This is a genomic window from Pseudomonas sp. DCA-1 (assembly GCF_046523955.1).
GTDB classification, from domain to species: Bacteria; Pseudomonadota; Gammaproteobacteria; order Pseudomonadales; family Pseudomonadaceae; genus Aquipseudomonas; species Aquipseudomonas putida_Y.
Genome location: NZ_CP169881.1, coordinates 418,973 through 437,618, shown reverse-complemented (window position 1 = coordinate 437,618; position 18,646 = coordinate 418,973). Strand labels below are relative to the sequence as shown.

20 protein-coding genes are annotated in these 18,646 nt (G+C 55.3%); 8 read left to right on the top strand and 12 right to left on the bottom strand.

Going from position 1 to position 18,646, the window contains the following annotated elements:
* Positions 1–78: 78 nt before the first annotated feature.
* A complete protein-coding gene (locus tag ACE4QZ_RS02280) occupies positions 79–2,076 on the top strand; it encodes a heavy metal translocating P-type ATPase (protein WP_010951452.1) in 1,998 nt (665 codons plus the stop codon).
* 92 nt (positions 2,077–2,168) lie between these two features.
* Here the strand turns inward: ACE4QZ_RS02280 and ACE4QZ_RS02275 are convergent, their stop codons facing one another.
* The 4 genes from ACE4QZ_RS02275 to ACE4QZ_RS02260 form a co-directional block, all read right to left on the bottom strand.
* Entirely contained in the window at positions 2,169–2,393 is a 225-nt protein-coding gene (locus ACE4QZ_RS02275) for a hypothetical protein (RefSeq protein ID WP_010951451.1), read from the bottom strand.
* Positions 2,394–2,520: 127 nt separating this feature from the next.
* Positions 2,521–3,546 (bottom strand): hypothetical protein, encoded by a 1,026-nt coding sequence (locus tag ACE4QZ_RS02270; protein WP_011953109.1) that lies wholly within the window; start codon positions 3,544–3,546, stop codon positions 2,521–2,523.
* Positions 3,547–3,844: 298 nt separating this feature from the next.
* Entirely contained in the window at positions 3,845–5,152 is a 1,308-nt protein-coding gene (locus ACE4QZ_RS02265; protein ID WP_009395904.1) for an OprO/OprP family phosphate-selective porin, read from the bottom strand.
* A gap of 210 nt (positions 5,153–5,362) precedes the next feature.
* Entirely contained in the window at positions 5,363–6,331 is a 969-nt protein-coding gene (locus ACE4QZ_RS02260; RefSeq protein ID WP_011953108.1) for a LysR family transcriptional regulator, read from the bottom strand.
* Positions 6,332–6,588: 257 nt separating this feature from the next.
* Between ACE4QZ_RS02260 and ACE4QZ_RS02255 the strand changes: the two genes are divergently transcribed.
* From ACE4QZ_RS02255 to ACE4QZ_RS02245, 3 genes are read left to right on the top strand one after another with little or no spacing between them, the layout of a single operon-like run.
* Positions 6,589–7,008, top strand: a complete 420-nt coding sequence (locus tag ACE4QZ_RS02255) for a GtrA family protein (RefSeq protein WP_010951446.1) — start codon at positions 6,589–6,591, stop codon at positions 7,006–7,008.
* A complete protein-coding gene (locus ACE4QZ_RS02250) occupies positions 6,974–7,957 on the top strand; it encodes a glycosyltransferase family 2 protein (RefSeq protein WP_010951445.1) in 984 nt (327 codons plus the stop codon). Before ACE4QZ_RS02255 ends, ACE4QZ_RS02250 begins: the two co-directional genes overlap by 35 nt.
* Positions 7,951–9,405: a phospholipid carrier-dependent glycosyltransferase gene (locus ACE4QZ_RS02245; RefSeq protein ID WP_010951444.1), complete on the top strand. Its 1,455-nt coding sequence runs from the start codon at positions 7,951–7,953 to the stop codon at positions 9,403–9,405. The genes ACE4QZ_RS02250 and ACE4QZ_RS02245 overlap by 7 nt, the downstream gene beginning before the upstream one ends.
* Positions 9,406–9,487: 82 nt before the next feature.
* Here ACE4QZ_RS02245 and ACE4QZ_RS02240 read toward each other — a convergent pair whose 3' ends face one another.
* Positions 9,488–9,709, bottom strand: a complete 222-nt coding sequence (locus ACE4QZ_RS02240; protein WP_010951443.1) for a hypothetical protein — start codon at positions 9,707–9,709, stop codon at positions 9,488–9,490.
* Positions 9,710–9,975: 266 nt separating this feature from the next.
* Between ACE4QZ_RS02240 and ACE4QZ_RS02235 the strand changes: the two genes are divergently transcribed.
* A complete protein-coding gene (locus ACE4QZ_RS02235) occupies positions 9,976–10,563 on the top strand; it encodes a hypothetical protein (protein WP_010951442.1) in 588 nt (195 codons plus the stop codon).
* Between the two features lie 57 nt (positions 10,564–10,620).
* Here ACE4QZ_RS02235 and ACE4QZ_RS02230 read toward each other — a convergent pair whose 3' ends face one another.
* Entirely contained in the window at positions 10,621–12,039 is a 1,419-nt protein-coding gene (locus ACE4QZ_RS02230) for a heavy metal sensor histidine kinase (RefSeq protein WP_011953107.1), read from the bottom strand.
* Positions 12,036–12,710 (bottom strand): heavy metal response regulator transcription factor, encoded by a 675-nt coding sequence (locus tag ACE4QZ_RS02225; RefSeq protein WP_003253457.1) that lies wholly within the window; start codon positions 12,708–12,710, stop codon positions 12,036–12,038. Before ACE4QZ_RS02225 ends, ACE4QZ_RS02230 begins: the two co-directional genes overlap by 4 nt.
* Before the next feature lie 689 nt (positions 12,711–13,399).
* On the opposite strand from ACE4QZ_RS02225, the gene ACE4QZ_RS02220 reads away from it, so the two are divergent.
* Positions 13,400–13,726 (top strand): DUF2790 domain-containing protein, encoded by a 327-nt coding sequence (locus tag ACE4QZ_RS02220; protein ID WP_011953106.1) that lies wholly within the window; start codon positions 13,400–13,402, stop codon positions 13,724–13,726.
* Between the two features lie 32 nt (positions 13,727–13,758).
* On the opposite strand, the gene ACE4QZ_RS02215 is transcribed toward ACE4QZ_RS02220, so the two are convergent.
* The 3 genes from ACE4QZ_RS02215 to ACE4QZ_RS02205 form a co-directional block, all read right to left on the bottom strand.
* Positions 13,759–14,109 (bottom strand): DUF3147 family protein, encoded by a 351-nt coding sequence (locus ACE4QZ_RS02215; RefSeq protein ID WP_011953105.1) that lies wholly within the window; start codon positions 14,107–14,109, stop codon positions 13,759–13,761.
* Positions 14,110–14,266: 157 nt separating this feature from the next.
* On the bottom strand, positions 14,267–15,172 hold the full coding sequence (locus ACE4QZ_RS02210) for a cation diffusion facilitator family transporter (RefSeq protein ID WP_010951438.1): 906 nt from the start codon (positions 15,170–15,172) through the stop codon (positions 14,267–14,269).
* Positions 15,173–15,226: 54 nt separating this feature from the next.
* Positions 15,227–15,565, bottom strand: a complete 339-nt coding sequence (locus tag ACE4QZ_RS02205) for a zinc ribbon domain-containing protein (protein WP_071890582.1) — start codon at positions 15,563–15,565, stop codon at positions 15,227–15,229.
* 490 nt (positions 15,566–16,055) lie between these two features.
* On the opposite strand from ACE4QZ_RS02205, the gene ACE4QZ_RS02200 reads away from it, so the two are divergent.
* Together ACE4QZ_RS02200 and ACE4QZ_RS02195 are read left to right on the top strand one after the other, a co-directional pair.
* Positions 16,056–17,753, top strand: coding sequence for a phosphoethanolamine transferase (locus ACE4QZ_RS02200; protein ID WP_003298414.1), 1,698 nt, complete (start codon positions 16,056–16,058; stop codon positions 17,751–17,753).
* A 122-nt stretch (positions 17,754–17,875) separates the two neighbouring features.
* Entirely contained in the window at positions 17,876–18,004 is a 129-nt protein-coding gene (locus ACE4QZ_RS02195) for a hypothetical protein (RefSeq protein ID WP_003253468.1), read from the top strand.
* Positions 18,005–18,147: 143 nt separating this feature from the next.
* Here the strand turns inward: ACE4QZ_RS02195 and ACE4QZ_RS02190 are convergent, their stop codons facing one another.
* The gene (locus tag ACE4QZ_RS02190; protein ID WP_011953104.1) at positions 18,148–18,354 is read right to left on the bottom strand and encodes a hypothetical protein; all 207 of its coding nucleotides are present in this window, start codon (positions 18,352–18,354) and stop codon (positions 18,148–18,150) included.
* A gap of 14 nt (positions 18,355–18,368) precedes the next feature.
* Positions 18,369–18,578, bottom strand: coding sequence for a hypothetical protein (locus ACE4QZ_RS02185; RefSeq protein ID WP_015268418.1), 210 nt, complete (start codon positions 18,576–18,578; stop codon positions 18,369–18,371).
* Positions 18,579–18,646 lie beyond the last annotated feature (68 nt).

The window sequence follows — 18,646 nt, the reverse complement described above, 5'->3', positions numbered from 1 at the left end:
AGATCTTAGCCAACCAACAGAGACGGCTCCCCAACTGCAGAGGGCAATTGGAAGCCTTGACCCCAGAAGGGACGAGTTATGAAGAGTTTGCTTGAACGCCCTGATGACCAAGCCGGGCATGAAGGTCATAGCCATGAGCATGGCGGCATTTTTGGAATGAACACAGAGCTGATTTTCGCGCTGATCTGTGGTGCTCTCCTGGGTGCCGGAGCTCTCGCAGGAAAACTTGGCCTGATTGATCGTCTGCCTCTGATTCTGTACGTGTCGGCCTACGTGTTCGGTGGATGGTTCACCACTAAGGAAGCGGTTACCAACATCCGTCAGAAACGCTTCGAGATCGACTCGCTGATGCTTCTCGCCGCAGTCGGTGCCGCGAGCATCGGCGCCTGGGCGGAGGGGGCTCTGCTGCTGTTCCTGTTCAGTCTGGGGCATTCCCTTGAAAGCTACGCGATGGGGCGGGCCAAGAAAGCGATTGAGGCACTGTCCAAGCTCGCACCAGCCACCGCGATCGTACGCAGAGCAAATGGCACGGTGGAGATGCCCGTGGAGCTGCTGGTTCCCGGTGACGTTGTCATCGTGCGCCCCAATGACCGCCTGCCGGCCGATGGTTTTGTAGTCGTAGGCTCCTCAAGTATCAACCAGGCGCCAGTAACCGGTGAGAGCGTCCCCGTGGACAAGCAACCTGTTCCTGATGCCGAACTCGCACGCAGCAAGCCAGATGCAGTGGATGCAGCCTCGAAAGTCTTCGCCGGTACCATCAATGGCGAAACGCTCATCGAGGTTGAGGTAACCCGGCGCTCTACGGAGAGTACCTTGGCGCGGGTCATCAAGATGGTCAGTGAAGCCGAAGTCAGGAAGTCACCGACCCAGCGATTCACGGACCGCTTCCAACGCATATTCGTCCCGTTGGTTTTACTGCTGGTAGTCGGGCTGCTATTTGCCGGCATTTTCCTTGACGAGCCGTTCCGTGACTCGTTCTACCGGGCGATGGCCGTACTGGTTGCAGCCAGCCCCTGCGCGCTCGCGATCGCTACACCAAGCGCCATTCTCTCTGGCATCGCCAGGGCAGCCCGAGGTGGCGTGCTGATCAAGGGCGGTGCGCCACTTGAAGAGCTTGGATCATTGAATGCCATGGCATTCGACAAGACCGGTACCCTGACCGAAGGGCGCCCACGTATCACCGATGTAATACCCATAGGCGGCACGCAGATCGAGGATCTGCTAAACGTCGCCATCGCTGTGGAGTCGATGAGCGACCATCCGCTGGCTGCGGCAATTGTGCGTGACGGTGAAGAGATGATTGGCACACGGCGCCGATTCCAAGCCAAGAACATGAGCAACATGATTGGCCGCGGCGTGCGTGCTGAGCTTGATGGGCAGTTCGTCTGGATTGGCAAGGTCGAGATGTTCGGTACCAATGGTATTCCCGCACTCAGCAAGGCAGCCCTGGAGGCTGCGGAGCGTCTACGTCAGTCAGGCCGTACCACCATGGTGGTACGGCGTGCTGACAAGGATCTGGGCGCTATCGGGCTATTGGACACACCCCGGGAGGGGGCCAAAGAGGCACTCCAGAAGCTTAGAGAGATGGGCATCGAACGCATGGTCATGATTTCTGGAGACCACAACCGCGTTGCAGAGGCTGTAGCCAAACAAGTTGGCTTAGATGAAGCGTGGGGAGACCTGATGCCGGAAGACAAGGTCAAGGCCATCAAAAACCTGCGCCTTAGCGCCAAGGTGGCCATGGTGGGTGACGGCGTCAATGATGCCCCTGCCATGGCCAGTTCGAGCGTTGGTATCGCAATGGGGGCTGCTGGATCTGATGTTGCCCTGGAAACGGCTGATATCGCGCTTATGGCTGACGACATCAGGCAACTCCCATTTGCGGTGGGGCTGAGCCGTCACACGCGATCGATCATCCACCAGAATCTGTTCGTCAGCTTGGGGATTGTGGCCATCCTGGTTCCGTCCACCATCATGGGCTTGAGCATTGGTGCCGCTGTTGCGATCCATGAGGGCTCCACACTGTTGGTCGTCTTCAACGCCTTGCGCCTGTTGGCCTACCGCAGAAGCACCTGATCCCTGAGCTTCAATCATGAAGCTAAGCAGGGAAATGACCTGAAGTAGAAGTACGGGTCGTGCGCGATCAGCGCACGACCCGTACTTTTCTCTCACTCGTCGATCCCGATGCGCTTGAGGCTTTCAAGGGCCTTTCCGCACTCAGGTGAGCCATGCCGTAAGCCGCAGGCCAATGCAGCTTTGAGGCTCATGACACCGGCTACGAAACCGACTTGATTGCCGACTCCGTGTCCGTCCGCAAATCCCTGATCATACGCAATCTCGACAAGCGCATTGATCGCCGCCAGGGTGTCCTGTTTGTTTTTACTCTTTTGCATATCTACTCCGCGAGCATTCAGCTCATATCGCTCGGTTAGGTGGCGGCGCCTTCAGGTTTGGGGTGAGCGAATCCCGCTCCCATAGCCAATCCCTAACGGGGGGCTCAGCCCGCCACCGTAAGGAAAATCAGCTATTGAGAGCAGATGACTCGTTTTGGTCACCCGTGCTGCTCGCCTCACCGCATTGGCACTGAGTGGGTACATCCGGGTAGTCGCTGTGATTCTCAATGAACAGCGTTCGGCAGGTTTCGCACCCATAGATCCGGGGCAGGGATTTAAGGCCGCTCGGAAGCACGTCACTCAGAGGCTCGTTATGCCAAGGAGCCCCGTCAAGGATTCTTGAACGCAGGATGTTTCCCAGGCGCCAGGTGTCACTTTGTGCGCGCCAGGACCACATCGGCGCAGAAAGCGAATACTGGATGAAGGTCTCTTGTGACTGCCTGGATAGCGGGTACTTGGGGCGGGTCCAGCCGGAATCGATGATGCTGAACCCCATGCCCATTTCTGCGCTCGGGTGGGTCTTTTCACCAAAGAAACGGTCATGCGTCGCTGGAGCCGTCGCATGATGGTCAGTCGGTGGGAATACCCACAGATAACACTCATCCCGGTTGACCATGCTGATGAGCTCGCTTGGCCCCCGCATGGGGGAATTTGCAGCCAGGGCGAAGCGATCCTTCCACGACATTTTGGGAGGCGGCGCAATACCAGCAGCGATGGCCAACGTGGCAGTCTTGGGGACGAAGCGATCGCCTAGCTCGTTCAGATCCAGGTTCTTGCAGAGAGCCTTGAAGGCCTTTTTGCGAGTCTTCGAGCTGAAGGAGGGGTCAAGGAGCAGGCGAACCTGGTTCACGCCGATTCCCGCAGTTCGTAGCACCTCAATGACTTCTTCAGCCACACCGACTGCTTGAAGATCGGTCAATCCTAAGCACGTTTTCGCCCGCTCGACCGCCGCGTAGAGGTTGTACTGCCGTGTCTCGTTGTCACGACAGACCTGAATTGGCAGCTTGTCTTGGATGGCAACTTGCGGTGCAACGGAGCCGATGGCCGCGTGGAACAGCTGGTGGAGGTGCAGATGAGAGTACGGGCGGCCAGAAGCCGAGAACGAGGCGTGCAGCTGAGCAGCGAGAGGTTGAAGCAGCTTTTTTGCAGACATGACTATCCCCTAATGAGCGACGTTGGGGTAGCTGCGCTTGTAGGGCCGTTAGACGCGAAGCTGGACGTCGAATCAGGTTCAATCATGAATAGGAGTCAGGTTTGATTTGCTTGCACGGCCACCATGCAAAGCCCGACGCGGCAATCACATCAGATTCGCCGAGCTTTGGCAAGAGCGGTCATCGGTAAGCGAAAGCAGGTAGGAGGAGGGCGCTCCATGCTTGATCACCTCCAGAAACAGGAAAGCCGGAAGCACGTTGAGCGCTTCCGGCTTTCTCACGTCAGACTGATGAGAGGGATCAGAAGACGTATTGCAGGCGGGTCACGATGGCATTGCCGCTGTCGTCGCCCACGGTGTTCTCGTTGTTGTCGGTGCGCACGTTGATGTAGTTGGCACTGACTTTCACCGCCTCGTTGACGTACCAGTTCACACCCACCGTGTGGCTCTTGGCCTTGCGCTCGTTCGATTGGTCCGCCGCGGTGACCAGGTTGCCGTCTTCGACCTTGATATCGTCAAAGCGGTAGAAGACTTCCCAGGCCCCCAGTTCCTTGTTCTCTGGTTTGATAGTGTCGAACTTGGCACCATCGAGCTTGTAGATACGCGGCTCGCCGGTCAGGGTGTAAGCCATCTGGGCGTAGTAACCGGAGGCCTTCATGTCGTTGTTGGCCTGGTCAGCTTTCAGCTTGCGGCGAAGGTATTCCGCTTGAACCGAGAACGGGCCGGTGGCCCAGGCACCTTCGAGACCCCAGACCGAGTCGTCCTTCCACAGGCCATCTTGTGCAGCAGCACCGCCAAACAGCATGCGGTTGCCGTTGGTGCCGGCATCGCCGCCGCCATTGGTATCTACACCGCGGACGCCCAGACGCGAACGAATCCGGGTATCGACCGCACTGTTTTTGAGGTCGCGGTAAGCGTACTGAGCACCGACGTGCAGGACGTTGCCATCACTGTGCAGCGGTGCGAACACGCCACGTACGTTGTAGCGCTTGGTGCTGTCGCCATCCGAGTTGTTATTGGTTTCGCTGAAAACGCTACCGGAAACATAAGCCATGTCAGCGATGGTGCTGGTGGCTTGAACACCCATGCCGGCGTTGTCGTTGATCCAGTCCGCCAGGTCGTACGAGAGGTTCCGCTCCATGGCGGTGGTCCACTTCGAACTGGTGGCTTTCTCAAGACCGAAGTCGGTGTAGAAACGGCCAAAGCGCAGTTGCACCGGCTTGAAACCCGTGTAGGTCAGGCTGGCTTCGTCGAAGTAGCCGTCGGAGTCGTTGCCCGTGTTGCGGGAAAGGTCGTAGTTGAGCTGATACTTCCAGTCGCGGTACAGCACGCCACCGAGCTCAAGGTAGGCGCGACGGAAGTAGCCTGCGTCAGCGGTATCGCCATTCTTGGTGAAGACACCATCGAAACGGCCGTAGTCGGCCTGAACTCGGCCGCCCAGTTTGAAACTGAATTCCTTGTCAGAAGTCGATACTTCAAGACCGCCCTTGGTCTTCAGAACGATGTCAGCTCCGTCAGTGGTTACTGTTCCGGAGAATGCTTGCGAGGAAAATGTGCCTATTATTGCGGCAGCCAACAGCTTTTCCCGCATGTTCGAAGAACGGATCATTGCTTGCCTCTCGTATGTTAAGTGCTTAGCTACCGACGTTATATTTCGCCCTGCGCCGGCCTAAATTTATCTTGCAGATGGGAGCAGGCCACGGTTGTCACCTGCTGTAACAAGATGCCTTTGTTCTAAGCACTCTGACTAGGTTGCAAGCGAATATGACAGTTGTGTTTCTGTAGTGTTAACGGAGGAGTTTCAAACCTAACAAAACTGTTACCGAACAAGCCAGTCCTTCTTATCAAAGAAGCTCTTCTTGATCAATCTTCGAATTTCCAAAACCTGCGGATTGCGGACAAGCTTCGTTTTGATAACAAGATAGACATCTTTCTCCTCCAGGTCGTCCAGGAAACCCGGCACGGGTAGGATATTTCTCTCCAGTTTTCGGCTGTAGTCGGGCAGCACTCCAATACACGCACCGCCAACGACAAGGCCTCGTGATAGGTTGTAGCTCTTGACCCGAGTGGTACCGCCCTGATGCTCAGCCATTATCGATGCCCACTTTCGTGAGCCCGCCAAGATCTCTTCATCCCAAGGGACAACGAGCATGAAGTTGTGCAAATCCAAGCTCTCCACTGGAAGGGTGACGCTTCTTGAATAGCGGCTGGAAATGAACAGGGCGTGCCCAATCCGGCCAAGCCGTTCAAACCTATACGTAGGATGGCGATCAAGCGCGCCTTTATCATCTGGGCTCACCAAAGCGATACCCACATCGACTTCACACTCAGAAAGCATCTGCGTTGTGCATTCTGAATGGATTTCCAGCTGCATTTCGGCATGATCACGCACGTAGGCGACTAGATCGCGGTTTACGATGTCGTTCAGCACTGGCTCTGTGATCGCGATGGTAAGCCTGGGGACTTCCTTTTCACCGGACTTGCCAAGGCCGTCTGGGCCGAAGAGCTGGCACAGGTAATGGCTGACCCTCTCGCCTGTGCGGGTCAGGGCAAGCTTGTTGTGTTTGTAGACAAACACGGGAGCACCAATGTGCTCTTCCAGTTTCTCCAAGCGTTTCCGCAGGCCTACCACTGGCACATTGAGCCCTCGGGCAGCCTGTTTGAAACTGGCACAACGTGCTGTTGCGAAAAACTCTACGGCCAGCTGATCATCAATTGGCAAATCATCCAATATGTCAGGGCTGTAAGGAACAACGCTGCTTGTATATGTTTCATTTTGTGTAACCATTAGGTCCCCCTTAATTCGGGGAATCTATCTCAATGCCACCCGGTGTTTCCTTATCTTGTCAACATTGTAATCCACGGGTCATGCATGCGTTATCGGAAGGCTTTTATTTCGAAAGCGTAATTTTCAGGCAATCCCTCTGATATTGTAGCGTGCTAGCCTAGTGCGCCGACTTGTTACTTACCATATATAGATTCGGCTAATTACGCATTTACATTTAGTTCACTATTTTTTCACCTTTGCCTCCATAGGCTTTGGGCATGGAAAATCAAACCCCACCTCTTACTACCTTACTGATTCGTTATCTGGGGATCGGCTTCATAGCAACGGGAGTCCATTATGCGGTGTTCCTATTGCTGGTTACGACAGAATTCGTTACTCCGTTACTGGCCAGTATCTGTGGCGGCATGGTTGGCGCAATCGCGAGCTTCATTGGAAATAGGGCGCTCTGTTTTGTGGCAGATGGCTCTCGTAAGTTTCAGCCTGTCAGGTTTGCACTGGTCGCGTTAACCACAAACTTCGGCAATGGCGTGGGTATGTGGTTCCTCATCAAGTCGAATCTGTCACCGCTCATCTCCCAAGTCGTAGTGACCTTAAGCCTCACTGCACTTGGATTCATTGCACATCGTTTTTGGACATTCAATCATGCAGACATTACATCGCTTTCCCGAGCGCCCTGATCCCTTGTTAACCATCGTGGTCCCTTGCTTCCAGGAAGAGGAAACCATCCCCGAGTTCCACCAGCGAATCACCCGCGTGGTGAAGCGCTTACCCGTCTCCTGCGAAATCCTCTATGTCGACGACGGCAGTAATGACCGGACGGCCGACATTCTTCGCCACTATCAGGATGGGTCATCTGTACGTTGCCTGTCCCTGAGTCGCAACTTCGGCAAAGAGGCTGCACTGAGCGCCGGGATAGACCATGCCCGTGGCAGTGCGCTGATCTTCATTGATGTCGACCTGCAGGATCCACCAGAGCTCATCGCGGCCATGGTGGACTACTGGCAACGCGGCTACGACGTGGTGAACATGCAGCGCAACCTGAGAATCGGTGATTCGTGGTTCAAGCGCATGAGTGCCCGGGCTTACTACTGGGTCATGCAGCGCCTGGTGGAGAAGGTGGACATGCCGGCCGATGTCAGCGATTTCCGATTGATTGGGCCTGCGCCGCTGGCAGCCCTGCGGGCCCTGGATGAACGCTCCAGGATTCTCAAAGGCATGATCGGCTGGGTAGGCTTTCGTACCATCGAACTGCCCTACAATCGCACTGTTCGCCATGCCGGGAGCACCAAATGGAATGCAGCTGGCCTGTTCAATCTGGCCATCGAGAGCATCGTCAGCTTCTCTCGCAAACCACTGCGCATTTTCAGCCTCATCAGTTTCGGTCTTTTCGTCTCCAGCATCTGCTACATGCTTGCGTCGCTTGTGGCAGGCAGTTTCGACATCCATCACCTGATCGTCGGAATGGCTTCATTCATGTGCGTCGGTGTCGCCATGGTGGGGGAGTACCTGGGCGTGACACTCGCGGAAGTGAAGCGCCGGCCTCTCTATTTCCTGAAGCACAGCAACAAGGCAGATCCCGTGTCACTCCACCCTTCGATGGCTTCGATCGAGGGTAAGAAATGCTGAACCTGAAGAACGAGAGGACGCTGTGGTGGGTCCTGGGTTCGATTTTGCTATTGCGTTTGGTGGGGCTGGGCATCTACCCGCTGATGGACACATCTGAGGCCCGTTACGCTGAAATGGCTCGCAAGATGGTCGAGTTGAATGACTGGATCACGCCCATGTTCGACTACGGGGTACCGTTCTGGGGCAAGCCTCCGTTGTCCTTCTGGACCCAGGCCGCGAGCATGACGGTCTTCGGCGTTAACGAGTTCGCTGCGCGCTTCCCAGCGTGGCTACTCCACCTGGCAAGCTGTTTCATCATCATCAAACTCGGCACGCAGCAGATTTCTCGTAACGCCGGCATCTGGGCTGCCATTATTTTTTCCAGCACCACACTTGGCCTGGTCTCCAGCGGTGTTGTGCTGACTGACCCTGTTTTGTCGTTCTCGATTCTGCTGGCCAGCTACGGTTTCTGGCGTTGGATGAAGTGCGCCAGCAAGGCGGATGCCTACCTGATGTTCGCAGGTCTCGGGCTGGGCTTGCTTGCCAAAGGGCCGCTGACCCTGGTGCTTATGGGGGCGCCGGCATTCGCCTGGTTCGTTATCTACAAGGAATGGGGACGGGTACTGAGGCTTCCCTGGATTAGCGGCCTTGTACTCATGTTCGGTATATCCGTGCCATGGTATGTCGCGGCCGAGATGAAAACGCCCGGCTTCATGGAGTACTTCTTCGTTGGTGAGCACTGGAGCCGCTACGTCGTCAGTAACTGGGCAGGGGACCTCTATGGTAGTGCTCATGCCAAGCCGTACGGCAGCATCTGGATCCAGCTCGGATTGTCGCTACTGCCATGGGCCTTGTTTCTACCACTGTTGATCCGCAAGCGTGGATCGATGCAGCGCTTCAAAGCCTACCTCTGGCTGTGGGCCTTGGCGACACCGGTCTTCTTCACATTTGCAGGCAACATTCTGTGGACCTACCTGCTACCCGCGCTGCCAGCGTGGGCATTGCTGCTGTCTGCACGGGTCAGCGAAGTTGGCCCGAAGACCACCTGGGCTGCCGCTGCGAGCGCATTGGTGTTGCCAATCATCGGTGCGGGCATCATCTACGCCGGGGTACTAGAGGAGCGCCCTCAGAATCAGCGGGATGTGGTTCAAGCCTGGCTCAATGTGCAGTCTGCTCATTCCGCTCCCCTGATCTATCCTGGCCGCCGCTCATACTCGTCGGAGTTTTACAGCAGCGGGAAGTCCGAGAACATCAAGGATCCTGCCAAGTGGCCGCGGGATGGCTCGTTCTATCTGTCCAGGCGCTTGCGAGACAGCAAGGATGGTCTGCCCGCTGATCTAGCTTGCACATCGATCACCGAAGCGAACGCCAGCCAGCTCCTGCTGTGCCATTGGAAACGCCCCGCACAAGGTGCCGAGGGTCTGGCCGGAGAAAGCAATGCGGAAACGCCTCGCAAGAACGAAGGCTAAATTCCAAGCACAAAAAAGCCAGGTTTTACCCTGGCTTTTTTGTCGATTTCTTTCGTCATTTGAAGTCCTATTTAACCGCCGATTAATTGTCGGCTTGTTCCTTACCATCCTTGCTTTCTTTCTTTTGCTCTTGAGCGACTTGTTGTTTGTTCTGGTCCGAAGAGTCATCGCTCCATAGGCGAGCCTGTTCGGTTCGGAAGTTCTCGTTGAACTGTTTCGTTCGCTCGAAGCCGCCTTCAGCGTAAGCGGTACCCATGAGACCCAGCAGCAGGCTGCCAATAGCGATAGATTTGACAAATTTCATTGTGAACCTCGGTTCATACTAGGCCAACCTGATTAGCGGCCTTTGTTGGTTTGTAGTTTAGGAACGCGAAGCTAACGACAAGGTGAGTCAATAATTACAATTCCGTAATTTTGGCTGCAGATAGGATGCGTTAAATCTTCAAATCTGGAAGGATCATGTCTATCTCGGCACTGTCGAGGGCGACTTCGAATTTTCTCTTAAATTACAATTTTGATATCTAGCGCGTTAATTCAGCGCGGCGTTGTTGGCCGCCCTAGGAGATAGCCATGAATGACATAGAGCCCTGGGCAGTTGCTATCGGTGACTTTCGCCGCTGCACTGAAAAACTCACTGTCCAGCTCGATGAGCTGACCTCGCAGACGCGCACCTCCAGCGCTGTTCTGGAGAGGTCGAACGAACTGGTGGAGCAGGTGGACGCTGTCGGCCGGCAGATTCAGGAGGAGGTGCGAAAGGCGGAGAAGGCTTGGTCGAACGCGGAGGAGGTTGCCTTGCGCGCCGCTGCATCAGCGTATTCAGCTGCATGCCGCGGAGTCGACACCGCCATCCAGCCACTGATCTCGGAGCTTACAGCAGCGACAAAGGCGGCGGACGCCTCTATCCAGGAGCTCAAGCGGGCACCGGTGCTGGCCAAGCGTTATGTGATGGTGGTCGCCACGGCGTTCTTCATTCTGGCGCTGATCTGTGTCTACTCGACCATGCGCCTGATCGATGCCGCCGGCAGCGTAAGTGCTCAAGAGAAAGTGAATGCTCAGTACTTCTCACACCTGTGGAAAAACGCCAATCCTGACGAACAGAAGATTATTAAGTCGGTGATTCTGCGGTCGCCCATGGACCCTGTGGTCCTTCGGCACTGATGCATTGAGGCAAACAAAAGGCCCGTCGATTGACGGGCCTAATCGTGTCTGCGCAATTTAAGCGGCGGTCATTGCCGGCTGCATTTGCTGGGCTTCCGGAAAGTGAAGGTGGAACCAGGTGAAGTTTTCTTCGGTCACCTCCACGCTCGCCGATCCCTGGTGCAGACTCATGATCGACTGCACAATGGCCAAGCCAAGACCGGTACCGCCTTCGCTCCGTGCTCGGCTCTTGTCCACACGGTAGAACCGCTCAAACAAGTGCGCGTGGTGTTCCTTGGCAATACCACGGCCGGGGTTGCCGACACTCAACGTCGTACCGCTCGCACTATGCTGCACCTTAACGTAGACCGTGCGGCCGCGAGGGCAGTAACGGATCGCGTTCGAGACCAGATTCGAGACGGCACGTTGAACCATCAGGCGATTCCCGCGCACCACGTCATCACTGCCGGAGATCTGCAGCTGAATCTCGCCTTCTTCTGCTGAAATGCTGAAGAGCTCGCACACTCGCTGAACCTCGTCGACCAAGGAGACGGATTCGAACTCCACCATTGATGCTGGATGACTGACCTGGGCCAAGAACAGCATGTCGGAAACCATGCGGCTCATGCGGTCCAGCTCTTCTGTGCACGACTCCAGAACCTCCCGGTACTCGGAAAGCGATCGTTCTCTGGTCAAGGCAACCTGGGCCTTGCCCATCAGGTTGGAAAGCGGTGCTCGAAGTTCGTGAGCAAGGTCGTCAGAAAACTGCGAGAGCTGCTGAACCCCATCATCCAGGCGAGCCAGCATGATGTTGATGCCGTCGGCGAGCATTTTGAGTTCTGCCGGCATCCCATCAGTTGGAAGGCGATGGTCGAGGCTCTCGGTTGAGATTTTCGAGGCGATCTTGAGGAACTTGGTCAGTGGTAGCAGGCCTCTGCGCACAGTCCACCAGCCAATGGCCAAGATCAGTGCGAGGATGACGGGGGACATCATCAAGGCCCAGGTCAGCAACGCATCGAGCAGCGCCTCACTGGATGACTGGTCCATGGTCATATAGACGCTGACCTCTGTTCCATCGCCCAAACGCATGATTCGAGAAGCACTCAGCAGAGGACGGTCCTGCGTATCACGCCATTCGTGCTCTTTGGGCTGGGCCGCCGGCTGAAACTTGTGCACCTCCAGATTGACCTGTTTCGAGCCAATCGAGAGCAGGGGAGTCTGATTCTGTGAGGTATCGAATATGCTCACATACAGGTTGTTGTGGCCCATGACCAAATCGACAAGCTGATGCGCATCCGCGTTGACGCCGGAGATGTCCGGGATGGTGGACAGGTTGTGAGCCATCCCCGCCATCTTTACTTCCAGGTCTGCTCTGGCATTTCTTTCCAGAGCCTTGCCTACCATCAGATAGCCAAAGGTGGCGAACAGAAGCAGCAACGCTGCGCTCATCAACCCAACTTTTAACCCCAGCTTTGCAGCCAGGCTGAATGGCCTCATGCGCGTTCCTCAAAAACGTACCCAACGCCACGAAGCGTGTGAATGAGCTTGGTTTCAAACGGGTCATCGATCTTCGAGCGCAAGCGCCGGATGGCTACATCGATGACATTGGTGTCGCAATCGAAATTCATATCCCAGACCAACGAGATGATCTGAGAGCGAGTCAGCGCTTCGCCCGTTCGGCTCATGAGCAGGTGCAGAAGCGCAAATTCCTTGGTGGTGAGATCGATGCGTGTGCCACCGCGGAAGACGCGATGGCGGACGGAGTCGAGTTCCAGATCGGCAATTTTCAGCGAGCTCTTCTCGACTAACTCATCACCACGGCGTTGCAGCGAACGGATGCGAGCAAGCAGCTCAGGGAATTCGAATGGCTTCACAAGGTAGTCATCCGCGCCGCCGTCCAAGCCCTTGAGCTTGTCATTGATGCGTCCGCGGGCGGTCAGCATGATGATGCGGACCCGGCTGGTCTTACGGATGGTTTCCAGCAGGTCCCAGCCGTCGATACCCGGGAGGTTCACGTCCAGGAGGACCAACGAATAGACATTAGTGTTGAACAAGTGCAGAGCATCTACACCGTTGTGCACGATATCTACGACATACCCGCTTTCGGATAGGCCCTGCTGAAGATATTCGGCAGTTTTAATTTCGTCTTCCACAACTAGAACGCGCATAACTTATCTCAAGGTGTGAGGAAGGAGTTGGCCTAATCCGCCAAGATTATGGTTGCAGGCTGTTCGAAAGTTTGGCTGAGGGTATGGCATGTGGTAGTCGCTACCTCTGTCCATACGCCGGGTCACCTGAGGACGCTTGAATCTTAACGCGAAGAAGCTGGCCGCGGCGAAATCCTACAAATTTGTAATGTAGCCGCAAGATTTCTGACAGTCATGCAGGCTCCACCCCTAAGCATAGCGGATTCTGGGGCCTGCGGCGGTGTATGACAGATTCGCCTGGCAGGTGGAATCGGCCAGGACAGGCAGCATTTCGGTCGTTAGCTTGCAAGGACTGGTACTGGCCTTGGATCGAGGGCGCCACGCAGGCAGACCCCATGCACGGCCGCAAACCGCAGCGCCTTTCTGCAAATTAGTTCACGTGGCGGCTCGATATTCTCTCGAATAATTATCTTACAATCTATTACATGTCCAAATTGTAATTGCCCGATCATCTTGGTGTTAGCCTCCTTTGCTAGTTTAAGGGCAGCGGAAGAGGCATCGCTGCTTTGGAAATTGTCTCATTTCAAAGCAGCTTGGCAAGAGCACCGAGCAGTTGTTCGCGCCAGTGCATTCACCTGTAAACCATACGCTCCTTTGGTAGGTGAATTTTAGCGCCCCCCTACGGGCGCTTTTTTATTAAGGGACTTCTTATGAACACTACTGTATCAGCGATCGCCGTGTTTTTGCTCTTTACATCACTAACAGCCAATGCCCAAAGCGGTATGGAGATCAATAAACGCATCGAGCGTACTGCTAGAGAGGCTACAGCGGATTATGCTCAACGCGTAAAAAAGCCCATGCCTCAACTAGAAGACTACGCCTATGGCATGGACCTGGACGTTGGTAAGTTGGTGTATGTATCACCCAGTGTGCGGTACTGCGGTAATGTAAGAAGCATGATGACCTACGAAGACTCGAAAGGCGAACTGCACATGGTTCGCTACCTGGTGAAGGGCGAGTGTGTTAATAGCCGTTAAGACTCATCAAGATGATCCCTGCGGCCACCGGATCATAGAAGCTCAATGCCGAACCGGCGCAGCAGTATGGCGAAGCCTCCGAAGCTGGCCATTGTGATGAGGATGCTGCTGATCAGTGTCGGCCAAAAGCCGAGCTTAGGTAGCAGCAATGGAAAAGCAATAAACATCGGTAGGGTCGGAAGCACGTACCAGAACGTGTACCAAGCATGGTTGGAGATCTTCTCCATGCTCTGGTTCTCTAAATAGAGCCAGACCAACGTCACGACCGTGACCAAGGGTAGGGCGGCGACCAAGCCGCCCAGCTTGTCGCTGCGTTTCGCCAGCTCTGACACGAGAATCACTATACCGGCAGTGAGTAGGTACTTCGTGATGATCCAGGCCATCGCTGAGCCTTCTGGAGGTTGTTGACGAGGGCAGGCGAAGCCATTCACCAACCCCCTTGAAGCGCTCCTGCCGTTTACGGCATCCCTCACCGCATTTTTTTTGCAACATCACCCTCAGCCAGGAGGGTGATGTGTTTGCATGGTGTTTACCGATCGGTCAGTGCGAGGGTGAGGGAACGCTCTCGTGGAAAGCTGCCCGCTCGATCTGGATGGTGCAGTGATGGATTTCGAATGCATCGCTGACAGCATCCACGACGGCCGCCAACACAGCATCCCCATCTGCAGAATCCCGAACCACTACGTGCGACGTCATCACGTTACTGCCACTGCTGACAGCCCACACGTGCAAGTCATGAACGTCCGTCACGCCATCTACTCCGAGGATGGTGGCCTCGATTGCCGTAACGTCGAGCCCCCTCGGGACACCCTCCATGAGGATCCCCAGGCTTTCGCGAAGCAACTGCCACGTCCGCGGCAGAACCCAAAGGCCGATCGCCACAGCGACAATCGTGTCGACCCAGGTCCAGCCGGTGAAGCGGATGATAAGTGCCGCGATGATTACGCCAAGCGAGCCGAGCATGTCGCTCCAAACTTCGAGGTAGGCTCCTTTGACGTTGAGGCTTTCGTTGCTCGCAGATGCCAGAAGGCGCATCGAAATTAGGTTGATGATCAGGCCGGCGATTGCGATCCACATCATCGCTCCGGTAGCGATCTCCGCCGGCATGAAGAAGCGCTGGTAGGCCTCATACAAGATGTACATCGCCACCAGGAAGAGCAGCACGGCGTTGAACGTCGAAGCCAGAATTTCCAGGCGCGCATAGCCGAAGGTTCTTTTCTGATCCGCCGGCCGCTTGGCTATCTGAAGTGCAATCAGTGAGATCGCCAAGGCGGCAGTATCTGTGAACATGTGAGATGCGTCCGACAGCAGCGCCAGGCTGCCGGTAATCCACGCACCGATCACTTCTGCAATCATGAAGCTGCCAGTCAAGCCGAGCGCCATGATTAGCTTCTTCTGATGCCCCTCGCGTACTGCAGCGCTGCCATGGTCATGATTTGAACCCACGTATTTCTCCTTGCGCAGGGTTGTGGTCTCGTTGGCCTTCCTGTCTACCTAGCCTTAGAGCGTCGCTTGGCCACAGTGACTGCAAAATCTTGCTCCTGCACTCAGCAGCGAGCCGCAGGCGGTGCAACCACTCGATAGCGGTGTTCCGCAGTTTAGACAAAAGCGTGCTGACGGATCGTTGGCCGTCCGGCACTGCCTGCAGCCCTGCAGATCTTTGATGGGGGCAGGAGTGGGAGGGCGCCCGCCGTCATACACCTGATTACCGCCGTCGCAGCCCTGCTGCCGGCCATGGCGATCATATTGCTCGGCCCCATGTCCCCCGCTGTGGTGCTTGCCTCCACCGTGGTTTCCACGGCCATGGTGCCCGCCCAGGATGTTTTTGAAAAAGCTCATGGTATTCGCCCCTCATTGATGGGTGACATATTAACGAGCAAAAGTTGAAAATAATATTCTGCTCGCGAGAAAGACTTGTAAGTTGAATTGAAAGTTCAAAATTAGCCTACGACAAAACGAAACCGTTTTGTTTGTGAAATTAAATTTATCTAGCTGAGCGGAGCATTGCTTTTGGTGGGTAGTATCCCCCTAATTTTGATCATAGCGTGATCAATGACAATCAAAACAGCAGTAATTGGATTTCTGTCAGCATTGTAATCCCGAGGTCATCGTGTCGTTATCAGGTCCCGGAAATAATGCGCTCAGCGAGATTCATTTCTCTTTTTATCCCTATGCCTCACACATACTAAGCGTCCCCAACGCCTAGGGGCCTAAGGCCTCTGACGCTCCGCACATTGCGCAATCGCTCAGCATCTGTCGACGGTTTGCCTTGTAGCTCCCGCTAACTCCATAGCTACCGCCATGGATAAGCAGCTTCCAGAGTTTGATAATGACACCTTCCAAATCCATTGTTCACACCCTGTTAAGCAAATGGATCTTTGCTATTCGCAATGCGCGGCAGAAAGGCATCAGTACTAATTTGCTAATCGGCCTGGTGACTTTTTGGTTACTGCTATTCGCGAACGCTGAGCTCTGGAACGTGCTCTGGAAGCTGGTATTCAAAACCGATGAAGTGAACTGGCAGCTAGCGGCTAGCCTCCCAGTCATAGTATTCGCATGGGTGTTTACCGTTCTGAGCTTGCTGTCATGGGGGCGGCTGGCCAAACCCATACTGTGCCTGGTACTGATCAGCGCGTCTTTTGCGAGTTACTTCATGAATGCCTACGGCATCGTGATCGATTACACAATGTTCACCAACGTTGTGGAGACCGACGTCGCTGAGGCAACCGAGCTGCTGAATTGGAAGCTCGGTCTTTGGGTCGCAATGGTTGGGGTGTTGCCCGTCTACCTGATTGCCCGGGTTCCCCTCCGGCGCAAGCCTTGGGCCAAAGCTTTGGTCAGCAGGTTCATTGCTCTGTCGCTCGCTCTGTTGACCTTATCTGGCATCGCGTTGAGTCAGTACCAGTCGTATGCCTCCTTGCTGCGCAACAATCGGGAGATCCGGCTGATTCTGGTACCTACCAACTTGTTTGCGGCTGGCCATGGGTACCTGAAGCGTCAGCTGGCCTCACCTAAAACGCTGACGGCCATTGGTACTGATGCGGTAGTTAATCGACAGGGTGCGGCTCGTAAACCCAGGCTGCTGGTACTGGCAGTAGGAGAGACCGCTCGCTCCGCCAACTTCTCCCTCAACGGCTACTCCCGTGAAACGAATCCGGAACTAGAAAAGCGAAATGTCATTAGCTTCACGAACGTGAGCTCCTGCGGTACCGCTACCGCGGTCTCGCTGCCATGCATGTTCCTGGACGTGGGTAAGGCCCAGTACAAAGATGGCTTGGCCAAGAGCCGAGAAGGGCTGCTCGACGTGCTTCAACGCGCTGGCATCAGTGTCATGTGGACTGACAACAACTCGGGGTGCAAAGGGGTCTGCGACAGGGTTCCCAACCACAAGGCTGCCTCTCACGCGGATTCCCAACTGTGCACCAGCGAGGAGTGTAAGGACGGGGTGCTGCTCACGGAGATGCAAGACTTCATCAAGCGCCAGGAAGGCGATGCTGTCCTGGTGCTCCACTACAAAGGCAGTCACGGCCCGGCCTACTACAAGCGCTACCCCTCGCAATTCAAGAAATTCGCACCGGTGTGCGAGACCAACGAGCTCGACAAATGTAAGCAGGAGGAGGTGGTCAATGCCTACGACAACTCAATCCTCTACACCGATTATGTGACTGCAAATCTCATCGATATCCTGGCGGCCAACACCAAGTTCGACACTGCGCTGATGTACGTTTCGGACCACGGCGAATCGCTGGGGGAGGGTGGGCTCTATCTACACGGGCTGCCTTACGCGATGGCTCCTGACGAGCAAACAAAGGTGCCGTTGGTACTTTGGATGTCTGACTCGCTCGCGAAGAGCGAAAAGGTCAACGTGGGTTGTTTGAAAGCTCAAACCACGTCACCGCTGAGCCACGACAACCTGTTCCACACCGTGCTCGGCATGATGAACGTCCAGACGTCTTCGTATCGCTCAGCGCTGGATTTCACTGCCCCTTGTAAGCCCTTTGTCGGAGGCTCTTATTCTGGCCTCTGAATGTTCGATGTGGACCGGATCATCGGCCAGGCGGTTCTGCACCAGCCTGCTTTGACAGCTGAGAGAAGCTGGACTAATTACATAGCTGCATTCAACAACCCAAGCGGAAAAGGAAGTTTTGCATGAGCATCAAGCCAGGCCCAAAGCGCACCAATGAAGATGGCACTCCGGACAAAAGGCAGCGAGTCACCCCTGAAAAGCAGAAGGACCATCCGGACCTGAAACCCCACAAGCACAAAAAGGGGGAGTAAGAAAAAAGCAGCTCTCGGGAGCTGCTTTTTTTTTGGGGCTGTGTGCAAACCCTCCCGACCGTCTCGCTGATCAATCGGACCGCGTCGTGAGTCTTCCGCTTGGCTTGATGGATTCTGAAGCTACCTCCGGATCGGTTATCCCTTCAGTGCGGACGACGAGACTGATATCCCAGAGCGTTGAGCTGATACTCGCTGACAGCCCGAAATTGTGATTCTGCGATTTGACGCAGGCGCTCAACCTCTTCGGCAGATGAGCCAGAAGCCTGCGCCTCGTGGTATTGCTTCATCGCATCCACTGCGTCGGTATACATGGGGTGGTCGGGGAGAAGAGCTGGTATCTTTTTCGTCATGTAGCGGCAGGTCCTCACTGGATAGTCGACGGTGGTTTACCTGCTTTGAGGAGCTGAAAATCAATGACCGCCTGATAGAGCGAATCTGCCAATAGGTGAAGACGCTGTACCTCAAGGTCTGGCAATCCAGCAGCCTCCGCTTCGTGGGCCTGTCGGATAGCTTCAAGCGCTTGCCTCATCAGTGGCTCACCAGCCTCGACCATTCCAATGAATGTGCGCTTCACAACATTTTGCTCCACTCAGCTGAAGATGAATTATAGGACACCGCGGCGTGGCAAGGCCCCGAGCAGCA